At 60.5% G+C, this 21,340-nt stretch carries 19 protein-coding genes; 14 read left to right on the top strand and 5 right to left on the bottom strand.

Translation table 11 applies throughout. The annotated features are described in order from the left end of the window. Positions 1 to 25: 25 nt before the first annotated feature. The 5 genes from O3303_RS05620 to O3303_RS05640 all read left to right on the top strand — a co-directional run bounded on the left by O3303_RS05620 (position 26) and on the right by O3303_RS05640 (position 6,605). A complete protein-coding gene (locus O3303_RS05620) occupies positions 26 to 787 on the top strand; it encodes a hypothetical protein (RefSeq protein ID WP_269561088.1) in 762 nt (253 codons plus the stop codon). A 224-nt stretch (positions 788 to 1,011) separates the two neighbouring features. Then, complete coding sequence (locus O3303_RS05625) at positions 1,012 to 2,673, top strand: S8 family serine peptidase (RefSeq protein WP_269561089.1); 1,662 nt, start codon at positions 1,012 to 1,014, stop codon at positions 2,671 to 2,673. 124 nt (positions 2,674 to 2,797) lie between these two features. Continuing rightward, on the top strand, positions 2,798 to 3,109 hold the full coding sequence (locus tag O3303_RS05630) for a hypothetical protein (RefSeq protein WP_269561091.1): 312 nt from the start codon (positions 2,798 to 2,800) through the stop codon (positions 3,107 to 3,109). 222 nt (positions 3,110 to 3,331) lie between these two features. Then, a complete protein-coding gene (rpe, locus tag O3303_RS05635) occupies positions 3,332 to 4,036 on the top strand; it encodes a ribulose-phosphate 3-epimerase (RefSeq protein ID WP_269561092.1) in 705 nt (234 codons plus the stop codon). A gap of 1 nt (position 4,037) precedes the next feature. After that, a complete protein-coding gene (locus tag O3303_RS05640) occupies positions 4,038 to 6,605 on the top strand; it encodes a TonB-dependent receptor (RefSeq protein WP_269561093.1) in 2,568 nt (855 codons plus the stop codon). An 89-nt stretch (positions 6,606 to 6,694) separates the two neighbouring features. Here O3303_RS05640 and O3303_RS05645 read toward each other — a convergent pair whose 3' ends face one another. From O3303_RS05645 to O3303_RS05655, 3 genes are all read right to left on the bottom strand, one after another. Beyond that, positions 6,695 to 7,507, bottom strand: coding sequence for a sterol desaturase family protein (locus O3303_RS05645; RefSeq protein WP_269561094.1), 813 nt, complete (start codon positions 7,505 to 7,507; stop codon positions 6,695 to 6,697). Positions 7,508 to 7,680: 173 nt separating this feature from the next. Beyond that, entirely contained in the window at positions 7,681 to 8,244 is a 564-nt protein-coding gene (locus O3303_RS05650; RefSeq protein ID WP_269561095.1) for a Crp/Fnr family transcriptional regulator, read from the bottom strand. A 145-nt stretch (positions 8,245 to 8,389) separates the two neighbouring features. After that, positions 8,390 to 9,307, bottom strand: a complete 918-nt coding sequence (locus O3303_RS05655) for a DUF2911 domain-containing protein (RefSeq protein WP_269561096.1) — start codon at positions 9,305 to 9,307, stop codon at positions 8,390 to 8,392. Positions 9,308 to 9,497: 190 nt separating this feature from the next. Between O3303_RS05655 and O3303_RS05660 the strand changes: the two genes are divergently transcribed. The 9 genes from O3303_RS05660 (at position 9,498) to hisIE (ending at position 17,842) form a co-directional block, all read left to right on the top strand. Next, positions 9,498 to 9,623 (top strand): hypothetical protein, encoded by a 126-nt coding sequence (locus O3303_RS05660; protein ID WP_269561097.1) that lies wholly within the window; start codon positions 9,498 to 9,500, stop codon positions 9,621 to 9,623. Between the two features lie 197 nt (positions 9,624 to 9,820). After that, positions 9,821 to 10,672, top strand: coding sequence for an ATP phosphoribosyltransferase (gene hisG, locus O3303_RS05665; protein ID WP_269561098.1), 852 nt, complete (start codon positions 9,821 to 9,823; stop codon positions 10,670 to 10,672). Between the two features lie 82 nt (positions 10,673 to 10,754). Continuing rightward, positions 10,755 to 12,056: a histidinol dehydrogenase gene (gene hisD / locus O3303_RS05670; protein ID WP_269561099.1), complete on the top strand. Its 1,302-nt coding sequence runs from the start codon at positions 10,755 to 10,757 to the stop codon at positions 12,054 to 12,056. 130 nt (positions 12,057 to 12,186) lie between these two features. Further along, positions 12,187 to 13,239, top strand: a complete 1,053-nt coding sequence (gene hisC / locus O3303_RS05675) for a histidinol-phosphate transaminase (protein WP_269561100.1) — start codon at positions 12,187 to 12,189, stop codon at positions 13,237 to 13,239. Positions 13,240 to 13,372: 133 nt separating this feature from the next. Continuing rightward, on the top strand, positions 13,373 to 14,485 hold the full coding sequence (hisB, locus tag O3303_RS05680; RefSeq protein ID WP_269561101.1) for a bifunctional histidinol-phosphatase/imidazoleglycerol-phosphate dehydratase HisB: 1,113 nt from the start codon (positions 13,373 to 13,375) through the stop codon (positions 14,483 to 14,485). 223 nt (positions 14,486 to 14,708) lie between these two features. Next, positions 14,709 to 15,299: an imidazole glycerol phosphate synthase subunit HisH gene (gene hisH, locus O3303_RS05685; protein ID WP_269561102.1), complete on the top strand. Its 591-nt coding sequence runs from the start codon at positions 14,709 to 14,711 to the stop codon at positions 15,297 to 15,299. Between the two features lie 117 nt (positions 15,300 to 15,416). Further along, complete coding sequence (gene hisA / locus O3303_RS05690) at positions 15,417 to 16,133, top strand: 1-(5-phosphoribosyl)-5-[(5-phosphoribosylamino)methylideneamino]imidazole-4-carboxamide isomerase (RefSeq protein ID WP_269561103.1); 717 nt, start codon at positions 15,417 to 15,419, stop codon at positions 16,131 to 16,133. A gap of 215 nt (positions 16,134 to 16,348) precedes the next feature. After that, positions 16,349 to 17,107, top strand: coding sequence for an imidazole glycerol phosphate synthase subunit HisF (gene hisF, locus O3303_RS05695; protein ID WP_187315835.1), 759 nt, complete (start codon positions 16,349 to 16,351; stop codon positions 17,105 to 17,107). Positions 17,108 to 17,203: 96 nt separating this feature from the next. Next, a complete protein-coding gene (hisIE, locus tag O3303_RS05700; RefSeq protein ID WP_269561104.1) occupies positions 17,204 to 17,842 on the top strand; it encodes a bifunctional phosphoribosyl-AMP cyclohydrolase/phosphoribosyl-ATP diphosphatase HisIE in 639 nt (212 codons plus the stop codon). Positions 17,843 to 17,917: 75 nt separating this feature from the next. On the opposite strand, the gene O3303_RS05705 is transcribed toward hisIE, so the two are convergent. Then, positions 17,918 to 18,940 carry a hypothetical protein gene (locus O3303_RS05705; protein ID WP_269561105.1) on the bottom strand — a complete coding sequence of 341 codons (1,023 nt, stop codon included), beginning with the start codon at positions 18,938 to 18,940 and terminating at the stop codon, positions 17,918 to 17,920. Between the two features lie 1,196 nt (positions 18,941 to 20,136). Then, on the bottom strand, positions 20,137 to 21,279 hold the full coding sequence (locus tag O3303_RS05710; RefSeq protein WP_269561106.1) for a tetratricopeptide repeat protein: 1,143 nt from the start codon (positions 21,277 to 21,279) through the stop codon (positions 20,137 to 20,139). Positions 21,280 to 21,340: the final 61 nt, after the last annotated feature.

The raw sequence follows: 21,340 nt of genomic DNA on the forward strand, positions 1-21,340 counted from the left end.
GCCGCACGTATTTACATCTATGACCGTGGGTTCAACTGTTATTTCCGGGCTGCGGGCCCGCCGCTGGCTGCTGCCGGCTCTGCTGACGCTGGCCGTGGCCGGCTGCCAGAACGAAACCGAAACCGTGGAGCCTACCGACACCAGCTACTACCAGCTGGAAGTCGGGCAGTTTCGGATCTATGAGGTTTCGGACACGCTCTGGACCAACTACGTGCGCCAGCCGCAGCCCCGGTTTCAGTTTCGGGAGCGGGTGGAGGAGAAGTTCACCGACGCCAGCGGCCGCACGGCCTACCGCGTGGCGCGCGCCCGCCGCAACACGCCCACTGACGCCTGGCGCGACGACAGCGTGCTGGTAGTAAGCCCTTCGGCCACCAACGTGCTGGTGACGCGCAACAACCGCCGCACCGTGGAGCTGGTGTACCCAGTCCGCACCGGCTACTACTGGAACACCAATGCCTTCAACGAGCAGAATCCAGTAGACAAAGCCGACTTCCACTACAAGCAGGTTGGCGCATCCTTTACCACTACCAGTGCCGCCGGCCAGGCTACCACCTACCCGAACACCGTGACTACCGGGCTGCGGGAAACGGACGCGGAAGAAGGCGGCGAGTACATCAACGCCTTCTACTACTTCCGCAACCGCCAGGTCTATGCATCCGGGGTAGGGCCCGTGTACCGGAGCCGCCGCCGCTTCATTTACTGCCCGCCCGGCAACTGCGTGCCCGACCCCACGCGGCCTTTCGCCGGCTCCGTTCGTACGGAAGTGCTGATTGAGTCGGGTCGGTAGCAAGGCGCTTCACCAGTTCTGTTACTCCCTGACGCCACAGCCGCCGCACCGTCTTCCGAGGCGGGCGGCGGCTGTGGCGTTTGCGTTGGAGGTGGGTGGCGTATGCTGAATGAAGTACGACACTGAATTCGTATCTTCCGGCACGTCTACCAGCTGAGTTTCCCATGCAACATTCGTATTCCGCTTTGTTAGCGGGTTTATTTTTGGCGGCCGCCGGTGCCGCGATGCCTGCCGCCACCCAGGCCCAGGCCCTGCCTGCCTCCGGGCAGGCCAACACCGTGCGCAAGCACCTGGTGTATTTCCGCGACAAAACCGGTACGCCCTTCACCGTGAGCCAGCCGCAGGCCTTCCTGTCGGCGCGGGCCGTGCAGCGGCGTACCCGTCAGAACATTGCCGTGCAGCCCCGCGACCTGCCCGTGACGCCGGCCTATGTCACGCAGCTGAAGGCCGTGCCGGGTGCCACTGTATGGTATACCTCGCGCTGGTTCAATGCCGCCGTGGTTTCCTGCGACTCGGCCACGCTGCGCAACCTGCAGGCCCTGCCGTTTGTGCGCAGCGCCACTACCCTCAACCGTACGGCAGCCGCCGGCTCGGCCCCGGTGCGGCCCCGCAGCTTCGAGGAAGCCCTTGACCCGGCCCTGGAGCGCACCCAGGCAAACCCCGTGTACGGCACCGCCTACAAGCAGGCCCTGACGATTGGGGCCGTGGCTATGCACAATGCCGGCTTCCGGGGCGAGGGCATGCAGATTGCCGTGTTCGACGACGGTTTTCCGGGCGTCAACCAAAGCGCGCCGTTTGCTTCCCTCCGCAACGAAGGCCGGGTAGCCGACACCTACAATTTTGTCGAGCGTACCAGCGACGTCTACCGGATTGCCAGCCACGGCACGAACACCCTGTCCACCATGGCAGCCAACCAGACTGGGGTGTTCATCGGGACGGCCCCCAAGGCCACGTACCGGCTTTATCTGACCGAGCAGACCTCCGCCGAAAATCCAATTGAGGAAGTGAACTGGCTGCTGGCCGCCGAGCGGGCCGACTCGGCCGGGGTGGACATTATCAGCTCGTCGCTGGGGTATTATGATTTTGAAATAGCCTACGCCAACTACTCGTACGCCGATCTGAATGGCCGGACGGCTATTTCCTCGCGGGCCGCTACGGTGGCCGCCCGCGTGGGTATGCTGGTGGTAAACTCGGCCGGCAACAGTGGCCGCAACCCGGGCCCCAGCCTGCTCGCCCCGTCCGATGCCGACTCCGTCATTGCCGTGGGTGCTGTCGACTCGCTGCGGAACTACGCTGCTTTCAGCTCCAAAGGCCCCAGCGCCGACGGCCGGATCAAGCCCAATCTGGCGGCCCAGGGCGTGCGGGCGGCCGTGGTAAATATCGCCGGCCAGGCCGTGCGCAGCGACGGCACGTCGTTTTCGTGTCCGGTGCTGGCGGGCATGGCGGCCTGTTTCTGGCAGGCTAATCCCCGGCTCACCGCTCAGGAAGTAATCAGTGTGCTACAGCGCTCGGCTTCCCAGGCCACCAGCCCCGACAACCTGCTGGGCTACGGCATCCCGAATGCCGTGGCGGCCTATGCGCTGGCCAATCCTGGCGCGCCGCTCTCGGCCGGCCGGCCTCAGGCCGTGGTAGGCCAGCTGTTCGTGTATCCGAACCCGATGAAAAACGAGGAACTGAGCCTGGAAGTCAGTGAGGCGTTGCGGGGTAAGGCGCTGCACGTGCGCTTCTATGATGCGCGGGGCGCGCTGGTGGCCGAGCAGAAACTGCCGGCCACTACGGCGGCTGTGTTGCGGCTGCAGCCCGGCCCGCTGGCGAAAGGCATGTACACCTGCGACGTGACGGCCGGCGACACTACCCGGCGCACGGCGCGCTTCGTGAAGCAGTAAATAGCAAATCTGGTTAGTAGCAGAAGCGAATATTTTTAGTACCTTGGAAGGGAATTCGGACGAACCGGATTCCTTTCTTTTTTTCAGGTAATAACCTTTCAAAAACCGCAATACTATGTTGCAAATGATGATTTCGAAGCGTCTGGGGCGTCGCCAGTTCCACTTCACCGTGCAGGGAGCCAATCTGCACGAAGTTGTAACCGAGTATGAGCGGCTCAGCTTTCCGGATGTAGCCAAGTGCGGCATCTGCGGCTCCGACAACCTCGACCTGACGGCCCGCGTGGCCCAGGACAAGTTCAAATACACCTCGCTCCGCTGCCTGGACTGCCGCGCTGACGTGACGTTTGGCAAGCGCCAGGAAGACGACCAGACGTATTTTCTGCGCAAAAACGAAGAAGGTAAGCTCGATTGGCGCGCCTACGACAAGAGTAACTAAGTAGCGGAGTAACTGAGTAGTTTAGTGCTCCGAGAACAGGAGAGGCGCCGGTGGCAACGTCCGGCGCCTTTTTTTGTGCCCAACCGGCCGGCTGCGGCATACCAGTTAGGCTCAGATGACCGTTTCCGACCTTGAGCACCGTTGCAGTTGTTTCTTGCACTACTCAGTTACTCATCTGCTCAGTTACTCGCTACTCAGTTACTCTTTTTCTACCTTCGCGGTATGACTCAAAACCGCCGTCCGATGCCGTTGCTGGCTCCTTCTTTGCTTGCTGCCGACTTCGGCAACCTCCAGGCCGAAACCGAGCGCCTCGCCGGCAGCGCCGCCGACTGGCTGCACTGCGACGTGATGGACGGCCGCTTCGTGCCCAATATCTCCTTCGGGATACCGGTGCTGCAGGCCATCCACCGCCACGCCAAACAGCCCCTCGACGTGCACCTCATGATTGAGGATCCGCAGCACTACCTGAGCGCCTTCCGCGACGCCGGGGCCCACAACCTCACGGTCCACTACGAGGCGTGCACCCACCTGCACCGCGTTATCCAGCAGATCAAGCAGTTGGGCTGCAAGGCCGGCGTGGCCCTGAACCCGCACACGCCCGTGCGCGTGCTCGAAGACGTGGCCGCGGACCTCGACCTGGTGTGCATCATGTCGGTGAATCCCGGCTTTGGCGGGCAGGCCTTCATCCCGAACACGCTGCGCAAAGTAGCGGCCCTGAAAGAGCTGCTGGTGGACTGCGGCTCGTCGGCGCTGATTGAGATTGACGGCGGCGTAACCAGCGAAAACGCTTCGGCCCTGGTGGAAGCCGGCGCCGACGTGCTGGTGGCCGGCTCGTTTGTGTTCAACGCACCCGATCCGGTGGCCACGCTGGCCGAGCTGCGGGCCCAGCTGGCGGCTACGGTTAATGCCGAAGAAGCCAACCGCTAGTATGCCGCACCGTTCCTCTGGCTTGCCCGGTCTGCCGCGGGTTTTGCGCGTGGCGTTGTTGCTGCTGAGCCCGGCGCCGCTGATGCTGCTGCCGGCCTCGGCCGTATGGGCCCAGACCACGGAGCGCATCACGCTCAGCGGTACCGTGCGCGACGCTGCCGGTCAGCCGCTGGAGCAGGTGGGCGTGGGCGTGGAAGGCCAGCCCGGCGGCACCGTCACCGACTCGAAGGGGCGCTTTACGCTGAGTGTGCCGCGTACTGGCCGGCCGGCGGTGCTGGTGGCGCGCAGCCTGCGCTACCGCGCCCAGCGCCTGCCCGTGGTGCTGAGTGAGGACCGTCCCGAGCTGAGCCTGACGCTGCAGACTGATTCCCGTACGCTGGGCAACGTGACCGTGCGCGCCCGCACCGACGAGGCCGACACCCGCGAGCAGGTGAGCATGATCAAGCTCGACCCGCGTACGGCCAAGGTGCTGCCGTCGCCGTTCGGTGACTTCAACGCCATCCTCAAAACCCTGCCCGGCGTGCAGTCCACCAACGAGCTGACGAGTACCTACTCGGTGCGGGGTGGCAACTACGACGAAAACCTGGTCTACGTCAACGGGATTGAGATTTACCGGCCGTTTCTGGTGACTACGGCCCAGCAGGAAGGGTTGAGCTTCGTGAATCCGGACTTGGTGAACAAGGTGGAATTCTCGACCGGCGGCTGGCAGCCCCGCTACGGCGATAAGCTGTCTTCGGTGCTGAACATCGACTACAAGCAGCCCACCAAATTCGCGGCTTCCGCTACTGGCAGCCTGGTGGGCGGGGCCATGCACGTGGAGGCTACCTCGCCGGGCAAGCGCCTGAGCTACCTGGCCGGCATCCGCTACAAGAACGCCACCTATGTGCTCAGCTCGCTCAACCAGGCGCAGGGCGGCTACAACCCCACGTTCTACGACGGCCAGGCCTACCTCAACGCCAACCTGGGGCCGAAGGGCAACGAAGACCGCACCTCGCTGGGCGTGCTGGCCACCTTCGCCCACAACGATTACCGCTTCACGCCCGAAACCGGCCAGAGCACGTTCAGTACCGCCACCAACCAGGCCACGCGCCTGTTTATCGTGTACCAGGGCCGGGAGCGGATGCAGTACGACATGGCCCAGGGCGGCCTGAGTCTGAAGCACAACTTCTCGCCGCGCCTGCAGGGCGAGGTGCTGGGCGGGCTGGTGTACTCGCGCGAGCTGGAATACCGCGACGTGGAAGCCAGCTACAGCCTGGCCGACATCAACCGCGACCCGACCTCGCGCGACTTCGGGCAGGCCGTGCGCCAGCGGGCCGTCGGCAAGCGCTTCGACCACTCGCGCAATACGCTGCAGGCCTCCGTGGCTACGGCCGAAGCCCGCGCCCGCTGGACGCCCGGCAGCCGCAATACTGTGCGCTTCGGGGTGAAAACCGGCCGGGAGCGAATCGAGGACGTGCTCAACGAGTACAGCTTCGCCGACTCAGCCGACTTCGTGCCCGATGCGCGCCGCACGCGCCTGGTAGCCGACCTCGACCTGCAAAGCACCCGCACCCAGGGCTACGCCCAGCACACCATCGAACTGGATTCGCTGCGTACGCTCACGTATGGCGTGCGGGCGCACTGGTGGTCCATCAACCAGCAGTTGGTGGTGAGCCCGCGGGTGCAGTACTCGTTTATTCCGCGCAGCCGGCCCAACCACTCCTATAAGGTGGCGGCCGGGATGTACTACCAGCCGCCGTTCTACCGCGAGCTGCGCGACCAGCAGGGCAGCCGCCCTACGTCGGGCGGCCCCTTGGTGGTGGAAGCGCGCCTGAACCCCGAGCTGCGGGCCCAGCGCTCCATGCACTTCATCGTGGGCAACGAAATCCGGTTTCAGCAGTACGGCCGGCCGTTCCGGTTCACGGGCGAGGCCTACTTCAAGTACATGACCGACGTAGTGCCCTACGACGTCGATAACGTGCGGCTGCGCTACTTCGCCAAAAACCTGGCCACGGCCTACGCCGCCGGCGCCGACTTCCGGGTGGGTGGCGAGTTCGTGAACGGGGCCGAATCGTGGTTTACGCTGGGCGTGCTCACCACCCGCGAAAACCTGCAGGGCGACTCGCTGAACCTGTTTGAGCCCAACAGTGTCGGGGCCGACAGCCTTATGGGGCGGGAAGCCAAAGGCTACATCCGCCGCCCGCAGGACCAGCGCCTCAACTTCGGCATCTTCTTCCAGGACCATTTGCCCAACAATCCGTCGGTGCGGGGCTACGTGAATTCGGTGTTTGGCACGGGGCTGCCGTTCAGCCCGCCCAACAACGAGCAGGAGCGCGGCACCACCAAGCTCAGCCGCGCCTACTGGCGCGTGGACCTGGGCTTTTCGAAGGTGCTGACCCTTAATACCGAGCCCGACCGGCGCCTGGGTCGTCTGGAAAGCCTCTGGCTGGGTTTGGAAGTGCTCAACGTGCTGGCCCGCAACAACGTGGCCGGCTACAGCTACATCCAGGACCTAAACGGCCGCACCTACGCCGTGCCCAACTACCTCTCGCAGCGCCTCGTGAACCTGCGCGTCATTGCCCGTTTCTGAGGTATCGGCAGGCGTATTTCCTGGAATAGGATAAGCCACCATGGGCCGCTCTGCATGTGCAGGGCGGCCCGTGGTGGCTTATTTGGGGCTTATGCCGGATCTGTGGCGGGTGTTTCGGTGGGTTCCTCGTGCACGTCGCGGAAGAGCAGCATGGGCAGCAGGCGCTCCTCTTTGGCCGCATCGAAGCCGCAGGTGGCTTGGAACTCGCGCGGGTTGTGGTAGGTGCCGAACAGCCAGTCCCAGAGCGGCAGGTCGCCGTAGTTGTGGCTGTGCTTCTGGTATTCGTGGTGGATGCGGTGCATTTCGGGGCGCTGAAACACGTAGCCAATCCACTGCGGCGTGCGCACGTTGGTGTGGTAGAAAAACTCGCCTAGCGCCGTGCAGAGCGTGTATACGGCCCCGGCAGCCGGGCTCAAACCCAGCAGCGTGAACACAAGTAACCCACCCAGAATGGAGTTAACCGTCATCTCCAGCGGGTGCTTGTAAAAGGAGGTAATCACCTCAATGCGCCGGGGGCTGTGATGAATCTGGTGAAAGTGCAGCCACATAAAATCGACGGTATGCCGCCAGCGGTGCCACCAGTAGAACACGAACGTGGCCACCACATACGCCAGCACGCCGCCGGCCACCGGCCCCACATGGTGCGAGAGGTGAAACACGGAGTACTCGGACAGCCACTTCTCCCAGCTGATACCGGCCAGCAGCACCACGCCCAACTGAGCCCCATTGATGGCCAGCACGCGTAGCGGCCACGAGGAAATCCGGGGCAGCGGCCAGCCCGGAATCAGCCGTTCGAGTACGAAGCAGCCAGCAAACGCCAGCAGAATGTACCCGAGCATGGGCGGCAGGGTGGGCAGCTGCGGGCCACAGTCAAGCAGCAAGGAATTACAGGCGGGAAGCATAGGACAAAGAGCTTGGTGAAACCATGCTCAAAGGTGTCCGACTTAACGGCGCTTTCTCTTGATCTATATCAAGTTGTTAGTTGGCAGTTGTCCGTTGTTAGTTCTCCGTTGATAGTTTTCGGTAGATAGTCCGGCTTTTAGGTTGAATCAGACTGACAACGGACAACTAACCGTCATGGCCGGGCGCGCAGGCGGCTGAGGGTTTCGGGGGTGAGGCCGAGGTGGGAGGCAATGTGCTTGAGCGGCACGTGCTGGAAGATGGCCGGGAAGTCGCGCAGCAGCAGCTGGTAGCGTTCAGCGGCGGGTAGCATGCGCAGGTGCAGGGCCCGCTGTTCGCTGAGCACATAGTAGCGCTCCGTGAGCACACGGCCCACAAAGTTGAACTCCGGAAACTGCCGGTACAGCTGCTGCAGCTGCTCCCACGATAACGACCACAGCACGCAGTCGGTGAGCAGCTCCACGTACTCGTGCGACGGCTGCCGCGAAAAGAAGCTCAGGATGGACACCACAAAGTCGCCGTCGCGCATAAACCACGCCGACACGTCCTTGCCTTCGTGCAGCGAATAGCCGCGCACTACGCCGCGCTCCACAAAATACAGCCGCCCCGCCACCTGGCCGGGTTGGAGCAGCTGGTGTCGCCGCGGCAGCTCGTCGCGCCGTACCAACTGCTCCAACGCCTGCTGCAGGCCGTCAGAGAGCGGGCAGATAGTCTGGCATACCTGCAGAAAAGGGCCCATGAGCAGCTAGGTGAGGAGGTGAATGGTGAGGTGGTAATGAAGTTGAAAGATAGCCTGTAACTACAGGCTGTCTAGGCCGCCAATAAACGAAGAAAGCAGGCCGAGAGCCTGCTTTCTTTTCACCTCATCCCTATTAACCACATCCCTAATACGCCTTGCCCTGCCACTCAATGAGGGCGGTGCGCATGGTGGGAAGCTGGGTTTTGAAAGCCATATCGTCTTTGTTGCCCATTTTGATGGCCTTGCGGCCGTAGACGATGGCCGTGTCGTAATCGAGCTTGGAAGCCAGCAGGCGCGCTTTTATCCAGTTGTTGGTGTACACGTCGCGCAGCCGGATGGACTCGTTGATGAAATACAATGCCCGCTCGGCGTGCAGGTTGTTCTGCACCAGATAGTCGGCGGCCTGGGCCAGCAGCTGCCAGTCGCCGGGGCGCTGGGCCACGGCTTTTTCGATGCCGGCCACCACCTTGGCCTGCACGTTGGTGTCAATGTAGAGGCTGACGGTTTTCTTCTCCCAACTCAGGTTGAGGTGAGCCGAGCCGGGCTTCACGTCGGAAAACCAGTAGAGCAGCGTTTCATGGTAGGCCGATACTTCGGGTACCACCGGCACACGCAGTACATCGTCCTTCTGGTCGTAGCCCTCGGCTCCCCAGTGCGTGGTCACGCGGTTGAACACCATGTCCCAGTCCTGGTCGGAGCGGGGGAAGATGTAGAACGAGTACTTGCCGGCTGGCAGGGTTTTGCCGTTGACGCGCACGGTATCGGCAAAGGTGATGACCGTGTTTTCGTTGGCCCCCGCCCGCCAGATCTGGCCGTAAGGGACCAGGCCTTCCCAGATAACGCGGTTACGGACGCTGGGGGCGTGGTAGTCGAGGTTCACTTCCGACAGGCCGACGGTGTGCGAGAGCAGCACATGGGGGCTGGCCTGCGGCAGCGGCAGCAGCGAAGCCGGCGGCATAGCCGGGGCGGGGCCGGTTTGGGCCAGAGCCCCGGAAATGGTTGCCAGGCTAAGCAGCAGGCTGCAAATACCGGGAAATACAAGCTGAACGAATGGACGAAGCATAGGATAGCAACAGATGGCAGGAGGGAAGCGGGCCGGTAATCAGGCTGATGTATGAGCAGCAGAAACAATGATGCCAACAATCGGTTAAAGGCAAACGGGAGGGCAAAGGTCCGGGTTCTGGAGAATTTTTGCCGGATTTAATTTCGTTCTGACCGATTCCCGTGTACTTTTGCCCCGCAACTCTGCTTCTATGCCTGCATCTGCCGCGCTTTTCTTCTGCACCATCAGCCCCGGGGCCGCGTCTGCTACGTGCGGCGCCCTGGTTGGGCTGCGCGCGGCGCATCATCATCTGCACGGCTACCATTCCTCTTTTTAGAGGAATGATACACGCATATTGTCCCGTTGGGCGAACCGCCTCAGGTTCCCCGGCCCCCGGAAGTGGTGGCCCCGGCACCCTATTGTCGCCTGCCAGCCCTTCCGCAGCTTCCCCCAGTCACTCTTCCCGAATTACAGTTAAGCCTTGGCCGTCCGGTCAATTCTTAATTACTAATTCATAATTCTTAATTCAACGATATGCTCCGTCTGGCCATCCAGAAATCGGGCCGCTTAAGCGAAGACTCCCAGAACCTGATTCGGGAGTGCGGCATCAGCTTCCTTGCGGCTTCCAATAAGCTCAAAACCGAAGCCACCAACTTCCCCCTCGAAATCCTCTACCTGCGCGACGACGATATTCCCGGCTACGTGCAGGACGGCGTGGCCGACCTGGGCATCGTGGGCCAGAACGTGCTGGTGGAAGCCGGTTTCCCCAGCCTGGAAGTGGAAGGCCTGGGCTTCAGCAAATGCCGCCTGAGTTTGGCCGTGCCCCGCGCCGCCGCCTACGACTCGGTGCAGGACCTGCAGGGCGTGAACATTGCCACCTCGTACCCGCGCATCCTGGGCGACTACCTCACGGAGCGCGGCGTGAAAGCTAACCTGCACACCATTAGTGGCTCGGTGGAAATTGCGCCCAGCATCGGGCTTGCCGAGGCAATCTGTGACATAGTGAGCAGCGGCTCCACGCTGCTGGGCAACGGCCTGCGCGAGGTGGAAACCGTATTCCGCTCCGAAGCTGTGCTGATTGCCAACCAGAACCTGAACCCCGAGAAAAAGGAGCTGCTCGAGCAGCTGCAGTTCCGGATGCAGGCCGTGCGCCGCGCCCGCCGCAACAAGTACATCATCCTCAACGCCCCCGTGGCGGCCCTGGATGCGGTGAAGCAGTTGCTGCCCGGCATCAAGTCGCCCACCGTTACGCCGCTGGCCGAGGAAGGCTGGGTGTCGGTGCAGTCGGTGGTGAATGAGGACGACTTCTGGCACATCACCAGCCAGCTCAAAGCCGTCGGCGCCGAAGGCATCCTGGTGCTCCCGATTGAGAAAATGATTTCCTGATTAGTGCTTAGTTGTTAGTGCTTAGTAAGCAGAATTTAGAACATACCAAGCACTAACAACTAAGCACCAAGCACTATTCCAGATGAACATTTTTCAATATCCCGTACAAGCCGAGTGGGCAGCGCTGCAGCAGCGGGCGGCCCAGCAGCAGGCTCAGGACGTGGAGCTGCGCGTGCAGCAGATCTTTGAGGACGTGCGCCAGCGTGGCGACGCGGCTCTGCTCGACTATGCCCGCCAGTTCGACGGGGCCGACCTCACGGCTGGCCTGCGCGTGGGTCCCGAGGAGCTGGCCGCCGCTGCGGCGCAGGTTCCTTCGGAGCTGCAAACGGCCATTCGGCAGGCGCACGCCAATATTCTGCGGTTCCACAAAGCGCAAATCCCGCAGGAGGAGCGCGTGGAAACCATGCCGGGCGTGACGTGCTGGCGGCGGGCGGTGCCTGTGCAGCGCGTGGGCCTCTACATTCCGGGCGGCTCGGCTCCGCTGTTCAGCACTTTGCTGATGTTGGGTGTACCGGCCAAGCTGGCCGGCTGCCCCGAAATCGTGCTCTGCACCCCGCCGCAAAAGGACGGCTCGGTGAACCCCATCATCCTGTTCACGGCCCAACTGCTGGGCATCAGTACCATCGTGAAAGCCGGCGGGGCCCAGGCCGTGGCCGCGCTGAGCGGCGGAACCGATTCGGTACCGGCTGTGGATAAGATTTTCGGGCCCGGCAACCGCTACGTGACGGCCGCCAAGCAGCTAGCCACCCGCTACGGCGTGGCCATCGACATGCCGGCCGGCCCCTCGGAAGTGCTGGTTATTGCCGACGAATCGGCCACGCCGGCCTTCGTGGCCGCCGACCTGCTCAGCCAGGCCGAGCACGGTCCCGACTCGCAGGTGATTCTGCTGTCCGACTCCCTGTCGATGCTGGAGCAGACCAAAGCCGAGGTAGCGCGTCAGTTACAAGAACTTCCCCGGGCCGAGGTAGCCGCTCAGGCCCTCACCGAGAGCCGGGCCATCCTGCTGCGTACGCCGGAGGAAATGCTGTACTTTTCGAACCAATACGCCCCCGAGCACCTGATTCTGGCCGTAAAAAATCCGGAACAGCTGGCCGAAGGCGTCACCAACGCCGGCTCCGTGTTCCTGGGCCACCTCACCCCGGAAGCCGTGGGTGACTACGCCTCGGGCACCAACCACACGCTGCCCACCAACGGCTACGCCCGCAACTACAGCGGCGTATCGCTGGATTCGTTCTTGAAGAAAATTACCTTCCAGCGCCTCACTCCCGAAGGCCTGCTGAACGTGGGCCCTGTGGTAGAAACCATGGCCGAAGCCGAAGGCCTCCGCGCCCACGCCCGCGCCGTGACCCTGCGCCTGGAAGCCCTGGCCGGTGGGGAGGAATAGAAATAGATATATAAAACCTGTCATCCTGAGCGGAGCGAAGGACCTTATCACGCCAGAACCAGATGTTCGGTAGTAACCCAGACGTGATAAGGTCCTTCGCTCCGCTCAGGATGACAATAAGAACTAACCGATGTTCAACCTCGATAGCCTCGTACGCCCCAACCTGCGGGATATGAAGCCCTACTCGTCGGCCCGCGACGAATTCCAGGGCGAGGCCCAGGTCATGCTCGACGCCAACGAGAACAGCCTCGGCAGCGCCGGCCCCGACCAGTTCAACCGCTACCCCGATCCGCAGCAGCGGGCCGTGAAGCACGAGTTGGCCCAGCTCAAAGCCGTACGCCCCGAGCAGATTTTCCTCGGCAACGGCTCCGATGAAGCCATCGACCTGCTGGTGCGCCTCACCTGCGTGCCCGGCCACGACAGCCTGCTCATCCTGCCGCCCACCTACGGCATGTACGAGGTGGCCGCCAACCTGAACGATGTGCGCGTGGAGCGCCTGCAGCTGACGCCCGACTTCCAGCTCTCGCCCGAAATTGTGGCCGGGGTACTGGCTTCGGACGCCAAAATCGTGTGGCTCTGCTCGCCCAACAACCCCACCGGCAACCTGCTCCACGCGGAGGCCATCGAGGAAATCCTGCGCGGTTTCTGTGGGCTGGTGGTTGTAGATGAGGCCTACGCCGATTTCGCCGCCGCCCCCAGCTGGACCACCCGCCTGGCCGAATTCCCGAACCTAGTGGTGCTGCAAACCTTCTCGAAGGCCTGGGGCCTGGCCGGCCTGCGTTTGGGTATGGCCTTCGCCTCGCCGGCAGTCATCGGCTACCTCAACAAAATCAAGCCGCCCTACAATGTGTCGGAAGCCACCCAGCGCTTCGCCCTGCAGGCCCTGCGCGACGCGCCCCGCTTCGCGGAACTGCGGCGACAGCTGCTAGTGGGCCGCGACTGGCTGGCCGAGCGTCTGCCCGCGCTGCCCATCGTGGCGGAGGTGTTCCCCTCGGATGCCAACTTCCTATTGGTTCGTTTCCATCCCGATGCCACGGCCGTGTACGATTTCCTGGTTGCCCGGGGCATCATTGTGCGCAACCGCACCACCCAGCCCGGCTGCGCTGGCACGCTCCGCCTCACCGTAGGCACCCCCGCTGAGAACGAGCTGCTGCTCCAGGCCCTGCGGGAGTTTGCGGGGTAGTATAATATAAGGAGTAAGGAACGTCATGCTGAGCTTGCTGAAGTATCTCTACTGCTTCGTTTGCATGAGTAAAGTTTGCCAGAGGTAGAGATGCTTCGGCAAGCTCAGCATGACAATGATTTATGAATCAAACATGAAAAAAGTACTCTTCATTGACCGCGACGGCACCATCCTCATTGAGCCGCCGACGGATTTCCAGGTGGACGCGCTGACGCGGGAAAAATTTCAGTTTGTGCCCGGCGCCATCACCGGTCTGGCCCGCATTGCCCACGAGCTGGATTACGAGCTGGTGCTGGTGAGCAACCAGGACGGCCTCGGCACCGCCAGCTACCCGGAGGATACCTTCTGGCCGGCGCACAATATGATGCTCGACGTGCTGCGCTCGGAAGGAGTGGAGTTCGTGCGCGAGCACATCGACCGGAGCTTCCCCCACGAGAACCTGCCCACCCGTAAGCCCGGCACCGGCATGCTCACTCAGTACCTGGGCGAGGGCAGCGGCTATGACCTCAAAAACTCCTTCGTCATCGGCGACCGGCTGACCGACGTGGAGCTGGCCCAGAACCTGGGCAGCCAGTCTATTCTGCTGAAGCCGGAAGGGGAGGGCGACGAGCGCGCCGCGCTGACCACCATGAGCTGGGAAAAAATATACCAGTTCCTGCGGTTGCCCGCCCGTACCGCCGTGGTACAACGCGACACCAACGAAACCAAGATCAGCATCGAGCTGAACCTCGACGGTAACGGCCGCCCCGAGATGCACACCGGTCTGGGCTTCTTCGACCACATGCTCGACCAGCTCAGCAAGCACTCGGGCGTGGACATGAAAATCACCGTACAGGGCGACCTCCACATCGACGAGCACCACACCATCGAGGACACGGCTATTGCTTTGGGCGAGGCCTTCACCCAGGCCCTCGGCGATAAGCGCGGCCTGGCCCGCTACGGCTTCCTGCTGCCCATGGACGACGTGCTGGCCCAAGCTGCCATCGACTTCTCAGGCCGCCCCTGGATTGTGTGGGACGCTGAGTTCAAGCGCGAGAAAGTAGGGGACATGCCCTGCGAAATGTTTTACCATTTCTTCAAGAGCTTCTCCGATGCCGCCCGCTGCAACCTCAACATCAAAGCCGAGGGTCAGAACGAGCACCACAAGATTGAAGCCATTTTCAAGGCTGTAGCCAAGTCCATCAAAATGGCCCTGGTGCGTGACGCCGGCCGTATGGAAATCCCCAGCACGAAAGGCATTTTGTAGCTTATCCATTTGTATAAACAAATGGATAACTGGTTGTTTGGTTGTGATTTGCGTGCATAACTGTTATCCTGAGTGGAGCGAAGTGCCTTACACATTGCACCGATTCGTGCTACCGTAACAAGGCTCTGCGGTTCCAGGCAGGATGACGATTTATAAGCAAAAACCTCTTTAAACATTTGTTTAAACAAAAGAGTAAACGACGTCCTTCGCTTGATATGTTCAAATGGAAATAGCCATAGTAGATTACAAAGGCGGCAACGTGCAGTCGGTGCTGTTTGCGCTGGAACGCCTGGGCGTACAGGCCACGCTCACGGCCGACCACGACGTGATTCGCCGCGCCGATAAGGTGCTTTTCCCGGGCGAGGGTGAGGCCGCCTCCGCTATGAAGGAGCTGCGCGCCCAGGGCCTGCACGAGCTGCTGCCTACGCTCACGCAACCGTTTTTGGGCATCTGCCTGGGCATGCAGCTGCTGGGCCGCCACACCCAGGAGGGCGGCGGTACCGAACTGCTCGGTATCCTCCCGTTCGATGTGGTTCGGTTCCCGGCCACCGCGGACTATAAGGTGCCGCACATGGGCTGGAACAATCTGCAGACGTTGCGCGGTCCATTGTTCGAGGGCCTCAGCGCCGAGGACTATGTGTACTTCGTGCACAGCTACTACGCCCCGGTGGGCGAGTATACCATTGCCGAGGCCGCGTACCCCGCGCCGTTCAGTGCCGCCGTGCAGCACGAGAACTTCTACGCCGTGCAGTTCCACACCGAAAAGAGCGGCCCCGTCGGCACCCGCATCCTGGAAAACTTTCTCAAGCTGTAAGCCCTGTCTGTCATCCTGAGCAGAGCGAAGGACCTTATCGCACCAGAACGAATCGTTACAACGTGATAAGGTCCTTCGCTCCGCTCAGGATGACAGGTGACTGTTCTTAGATCCAACATGGAAATCATTCCCGCTATCGACCTCATCAACGGCCAGTGCGTGCGCCTGACGGAGGGCGACTTTGCCCAGCAGACCACCTACGATGCCGACCCGCTGGCCGTGGCCCAACGCTTCGAGGCCGCCGGCGTGAAGCGCCTGCACCTGGTGGACCTCGACGGGGCCCGCGCCAAGCGGCCCGTGAACCTGCCCGTACTGGAGCGCATCGCCCGCCACACCAGCCTGCACATCGACTTCGGGGGCGGGCTGCAGAGCGAAGAAGCCGTGCGCCAGGCCTTCGACGCCGGGGCCCGGCAGATTACGGCCGGCAGCATTGCCGTGCGTGAACCCGAAACCGTGAACGGCTGGCTCCGCACCTTCGGGGCCGACCAGATTATCATCGGGGCCGACTACCGCGACAACCACATATCCATCAATGCCTGGGCCGAGCAGAGCGAACGGACCCTGCGCGAGTTCGTGGAGGGCTACCTGGCCAGCGGGGCCACCACCTTCATCTGCACCGACGTGAGCAAGGACGGCAAGCTCCAGGGCCCGTCGCTGGCTACGTACACCGAACTGCGCGAGCAGCTGCCCGCCGCCCGCCTCATTGCCAGCGGCGGCGTCACCACCATTGCCGACGTGGAGGCCCTGGCCGCTGTGGGCATGCACGGGGCCATCATCGGCAAAGCCATCTACGAAGGCACCATCACGCTGGAGCAGCTGCAGCCCTGGCTGTAAGATGTAATACAGAACGTCATTCCGAGCGAAGGCGGAGCCGGAGTCGAGGAATCTCGCGTGCTGACGTTGCTAAAGTAACCTAACGGAACCTTAAAGGTGCTTCGACGAGCTCAGCATAACGTTCTTTTTTCAACAACGTCAGCACGCGAGATTCCTCGACTCCGGCTCCGCCTTCGCTCGGAATGACGTTCTATAAACTTTGAAAACCTACCTAGATGCTTACCAAACGAATCATACCCTGCCTCGACGTGAAGGACGGGCGCACCGTGAAAGGGGTGCGCTTTGAGGGCCTGCGCGACGCCGGCGACCCGGTGGCTTTGGCCGCCCGCTACGCCCGCGAGGGCGCCGACGAGCTGGTGTTCCTCGACATCACCGCCACCAACCAGAAGCGCGCCACGCTGGTAGCCCTGGTGCGCGACGTGGCCCGGGAGCTGGACATTCCGTTCACCGTGGGCGGCGGCATCGGCACCGTATCCGACGTGGAGGCCCTGCTCATGAACGGAGCTGACAAAGTGAGCATCAACTCGGCCGCTTTGGCGCGCCCCGAGCTGATCGACGAGCTGGCTGCCCGCTTCGGCTCCCAGTGCATTGTGGTGGCCGCCGATGCCCGCTATAACGACGCCGACGGCTGGCAGATCTACACCCGGGCCGGCACCCACAACACCGGCCGCGACGCCGTGCAGTGGTGCCGGGAAGCCGCTGAGCGGGGCGCCGGCGAAATCCTGCTGACCTCCATGAGCAACGACGGCACCAAAGACGGCTTCGCGCTGGACATCACCGGAGCCGTGAGCCGGGCCGTGACTATCCCGGTCATTGCCAGCGGCGGGGCCGGCTCCAAGCAGGACTTCACCAACGTGTTCCAGCAGGCCCACGCCGACGCCGGCCTCGCCGCCAGCATCTTCCACTTCGGCGAAATCGGCATCCGAGAGCTTAAGGAACACCTGCGCCAGGACGGCATTGCCGTGCGGCTGTAAATAAGAGTTGTCAGTTGAGAGTTGTTGGTTGTCAGTAATGATAACGGCGCCCACTAGTACTGACAACCGACAACTACTAACTGACAACTAAACCAAATGGATTTTGCCAAAATGCCCGATGGGCTGATTCCGGTGATTGTGCAGGACGCCCACACCGGGCAGGTGCTCATGCTGGGCTACCAGAACGAGGAAGCTCAACTGGCGACCCGCGAAACGGGCCACGTGACGTTCTTTTCCCGCTCCAAGCAGCGCCTCTGGACCAAGGGCGAAACATCAGGAAACTACCTCACCGTGGTGAGTGAGCACGAGGACTGCGACCAGGACGCGCTGCTCATCCGCGCCATTCCCGACGGCCCGACCTGCCACCGGGGTACCACCAGCTGCTTCGAGCAGCCCGCCCAGACGGCCTACCCGGCGCCGGCCGTGAGCTTCATCGCGGAGCTGGAGCGCCTGGTGCAGCGCCGCCACCAGCACCCCGACGAAGACCCCAAGTCGTACACCGTCTCCTTGTTCCGTAAGGGTATGCCCAAAATTGCCCAGAAAGTGGGAGAGGAGGCCGTGGAAACCGTTATCGATGCTGTGGGGGGCAATGTGGAGGGCTTGAAGGGCGAAGCTGCCGACTTGCTTTACCATTTGTTGGTACTGCTGACGGCCTCGGGTCTCTCGCTGGAAGATGTGGTGGCCGTTCTCAAGCAGCGCCATACCACCATTTCCGGCGGCGTGCGTCGGGATTAGCTAAACGCTCCTAAATCAAAGAAGCCCCCTACCGACTGCGAGTTGGTAAGGGGCTTCTTTGATTTAGGGCATTATCTACCTGTTAGTCAAATTCTTCCTAATTTTTTCTAGTAGAATCCGGACAATCTCTAAGTCGTCCACGTCCTGAATGCTCAGTTGGGTATCCAGGCCCGGCCCGGCGATGTGAATCAGGTAGCCCTCAGCGGGCGGAGCCATCGGTGGTTCGGATACTCGGGGAGGAGCCGGCGGGGCTGGCCGGGGCGCCGGGATAGGCTCAGGGGTAGCGGCGGCAACCTGAAGTATAACAGGAGGTACAACGGCTGCTTCCTGGGAATACTGTGTGGCTGCGTTGGGAATTGTCCGGTTTAGCCCAAACAGCGCCGACACCGGGTCTGAGTCCATTGCAGCCTCTGTAAGCGACTCAGGGGGCGCAGACGGTACAAGACCCGTCTCAGGGAATGTGCTATCCATGGCGTAGCGCTCTGGAGGGTCTAAACGGGAGTCCTCAGAATATGCTACAGCAGGAGAGGAGGAAGACGCGGCGGGTACATCTGAAGCCTTGAACAGATTCAGCGGCATCTCGCCACTGGCAAGCTCGCGCCGCGGGCCTTGTTGTGCGGCCAGTTGGTCGATGTCGGCCACTACGTTGCGTTCATCCAGAATCCCTGCCATGCGTGCGCCATCGACGAATGCCTTGGCCACATTCTGCGCATTAATCTCTTCCACCCCAAACTCCCGGATCAGCATGATGTCAAACATCTGCACGGGTAGTTCCTTGTTTCTGAATTTGCGGCTTATCTGGGAGAATAGTGGCGGATGCAGGAAGGCTTCGCGGTGGTACAGCAATTCCTCCTGCTTATCGTAGGCATGCTTGATGCGGCGAAACAGATTTGTGGTTGTGAGTAACTCACGTTTGCTGGTGAGCAAACCAAATTTCACAGCCGATCCTAGGATGGCTTTGAAGGAGCCGCTCACTTTTCGGTTCAGCTTACGGGCACAAGCCTCAATAGAACACTTTCCACCAGTGTCATCAACCACTTCTGCTACTTCCCAGGCTCCTGCGTAGGAAGTCCTAGGATAATCGATAGTCTTAGGCATATAACAGGTGGCTTGAAGTGTAAAGAGTAAGTAAATATAAAAGCATATAATCATTATACAAGTAGCAAAAAGTACATAAAAGTCAATAAAAGTAATACCTTTTTATACTTTATGTACTTTTATATGCCTTTGACTTATTATGCTATAAATTTGATAATAATCGCCTGCCTATACATCACTCGATAAAACTGGTAAATTATATACCACACTAATGTCGGGCGGGAGCAGGGCCTGGCGAGAGGTCTGAATAAGGTAGTGTAACGGCCTTAACTTGGTGTCCATAGAGTATTGACTAGACCACAGGCAATTTTTGGCTGGTAATGAACTGCGGCTGCTACAAGCGTCAATATGATCCAGCAAGGCATGTCCGCACAAACGCCTGAGACGAACATTACATTTCTGATGCACTAAGTAGGAGAGTGGAAACAGGGAAATTTAACCTGGGTAGGGTAGAAGACTATCTTCTTTCCCGACGAGACCTTCTTAACACAGTAGAAATTAAGCCTGCAAAATGAAGTCCCATACGCTACTTAGTTTCGGCCGAAACTTGGGACCAATAAGAATTCAGTGCTGGTATGAAACCATACAGGTATCCAGCCTAAGCTGGGTGGTACTTGATTTTGCCGGGGTTTGGGCCCTACACGTCAGCCGTGACCGGCCATCCGGAATCTGCGCATGCGTTCTGACACCCAGTGCAACCATAGTCGTGGCGGATTTTCACAGCCGAGCCAGGGCCGACATTTCCAGCCAGCTACGTAGTTGCAGCACCGTCCGGCGTGCAGGACGGTGCGGACAAATAGCGTACTCAACGCAGGATTACCCGCTACGGACACAGCCGTAGCTGCTGCTTCGCTTGTTCCTAATCGACGCTGGATTCATTTGCTGCAGTGGCTGAAGCACTGGTAACTCCAGCTACTGAGTTTACTGCAGTAGCAGTCATACTATATGGTTTTACGCTCTCCTTGATCTTGTCCGTAATCAGCAGGCGTAAGTATAACAACAATGTATATCTACTATTTTCGTAAACTCAGTAATAGCTCAGATGTGGTTGAGTAACCATAAACGTGCTACCGAAAACGGCCGCTGCTTATTGTCTTATAATTTATATTATGTTAAGTAGAGTTTTGAAAAATCATCCCGGCGCATTGCCGGGATGATTTTAGGGTACTTCCCTACTGCCCGAAGGTGCAGTAGAATTACTTCTTCAAAGCATCAAGCTTGGCGTTCATTCGCTCAGCATCAGCATTGCGTCCGAGCTTGGTATATACCTTGCCCAACGAAGAAATAGTAGAACGGTCATCGGGCTGGGCGGCCAACGCTTTTTCGAAATACGGCAAGGACTCGGCGAAATACTTTTTGCCATCCGCCTCAAACTTCTTTCCTGACTTATTGTAGGTAGCCAAGTCCATCTTGCTGGCTTTGGTATACAAATCAGCCGCCTTGTTGTAGTTGTACACGCCCAGGTTGAAGTTGGCGTCAAAGTTGGTTGGCTCCGCTTCCACAGCCATGCGATACGCCTTCACGGCTTCTTCAGGCTGCTTAGCCCCGTCGAGCAATGAGCCTTTCACTGCGTACAGGTTGGCGTTCTTCGGGTCAGCGGCAATGGCTTTATCGATTTTAGCCAGTGCTTCCTTGCCGCGGCCAGCGCTCAGATCAGCATTCAAGTCTTCCAGCATGAACCCCTTGTTGTTTGGGTACGCCTGCAGTGCCTGCTGCAGCACTTTGGTAGCTTCGGCTTCGTTCTTTTCCTGCCGCGCAATCTGCAGCATGCGGCCGTACATCTGCGGCGACTTGTAATTCATGGCTATCAACTGGCCATACGTAGACTTTGCGGTGGCAAAATCGTTCTTGGCTTCCGCAGCATAAGCTGAGTACAGATACGCCGTGGTATCCTGCGGGCGAATCTGCTGAGCCATCTGGTACGACTTGATGGCCCCGTCGTAGTCTTTGCCGTTGTAGCTTTCCACACCGGCATTCAGCGCCATACCGTACAGGTTGTCGAGCTTGGCCGTAGCCTGCTTGCCGTACTCACCGTCTTTGCCTTCCAGCTCGATGGTTTTCTTGTACGACTCGAAGGCCACGCGTGTGCCTTCGCCGGCGCCCAGGGATTTGCCATAAATAGGGCTAGCGGCCATGGTCTCATAGATTTCACCCCGTGTATACCAGGTTTTGGCTTTGGTGGAGGTCTTTTCGTTGAGAACCGCTTTGTCGATATCAGTGCGGGCTTTGTCGAGCAGGCCCTGGCGCTGGTTCAGAATAGCGTTGGTAACGGCCGAAGTCTGAGCCGAAGCGGAAGTCAGTGCCGCCGCAGCGACAAGCGTCAGAAGGATCTTCTTCATAGGGAGGTTTTTCTGAAGAATGGTCAAAAAAGGAAAAAGGAAAGAAATTTCAGGGGAAACG

It is taken from the genome of Hymenobacter canadensis (assembly GCF_027359925.1).
Lineage (GTDB): Bacteria > Bacteroidota > Bacteroidia > Cytophagales > Hymenobacteraceae > Hymenobacter > Hymenobacter canadensis.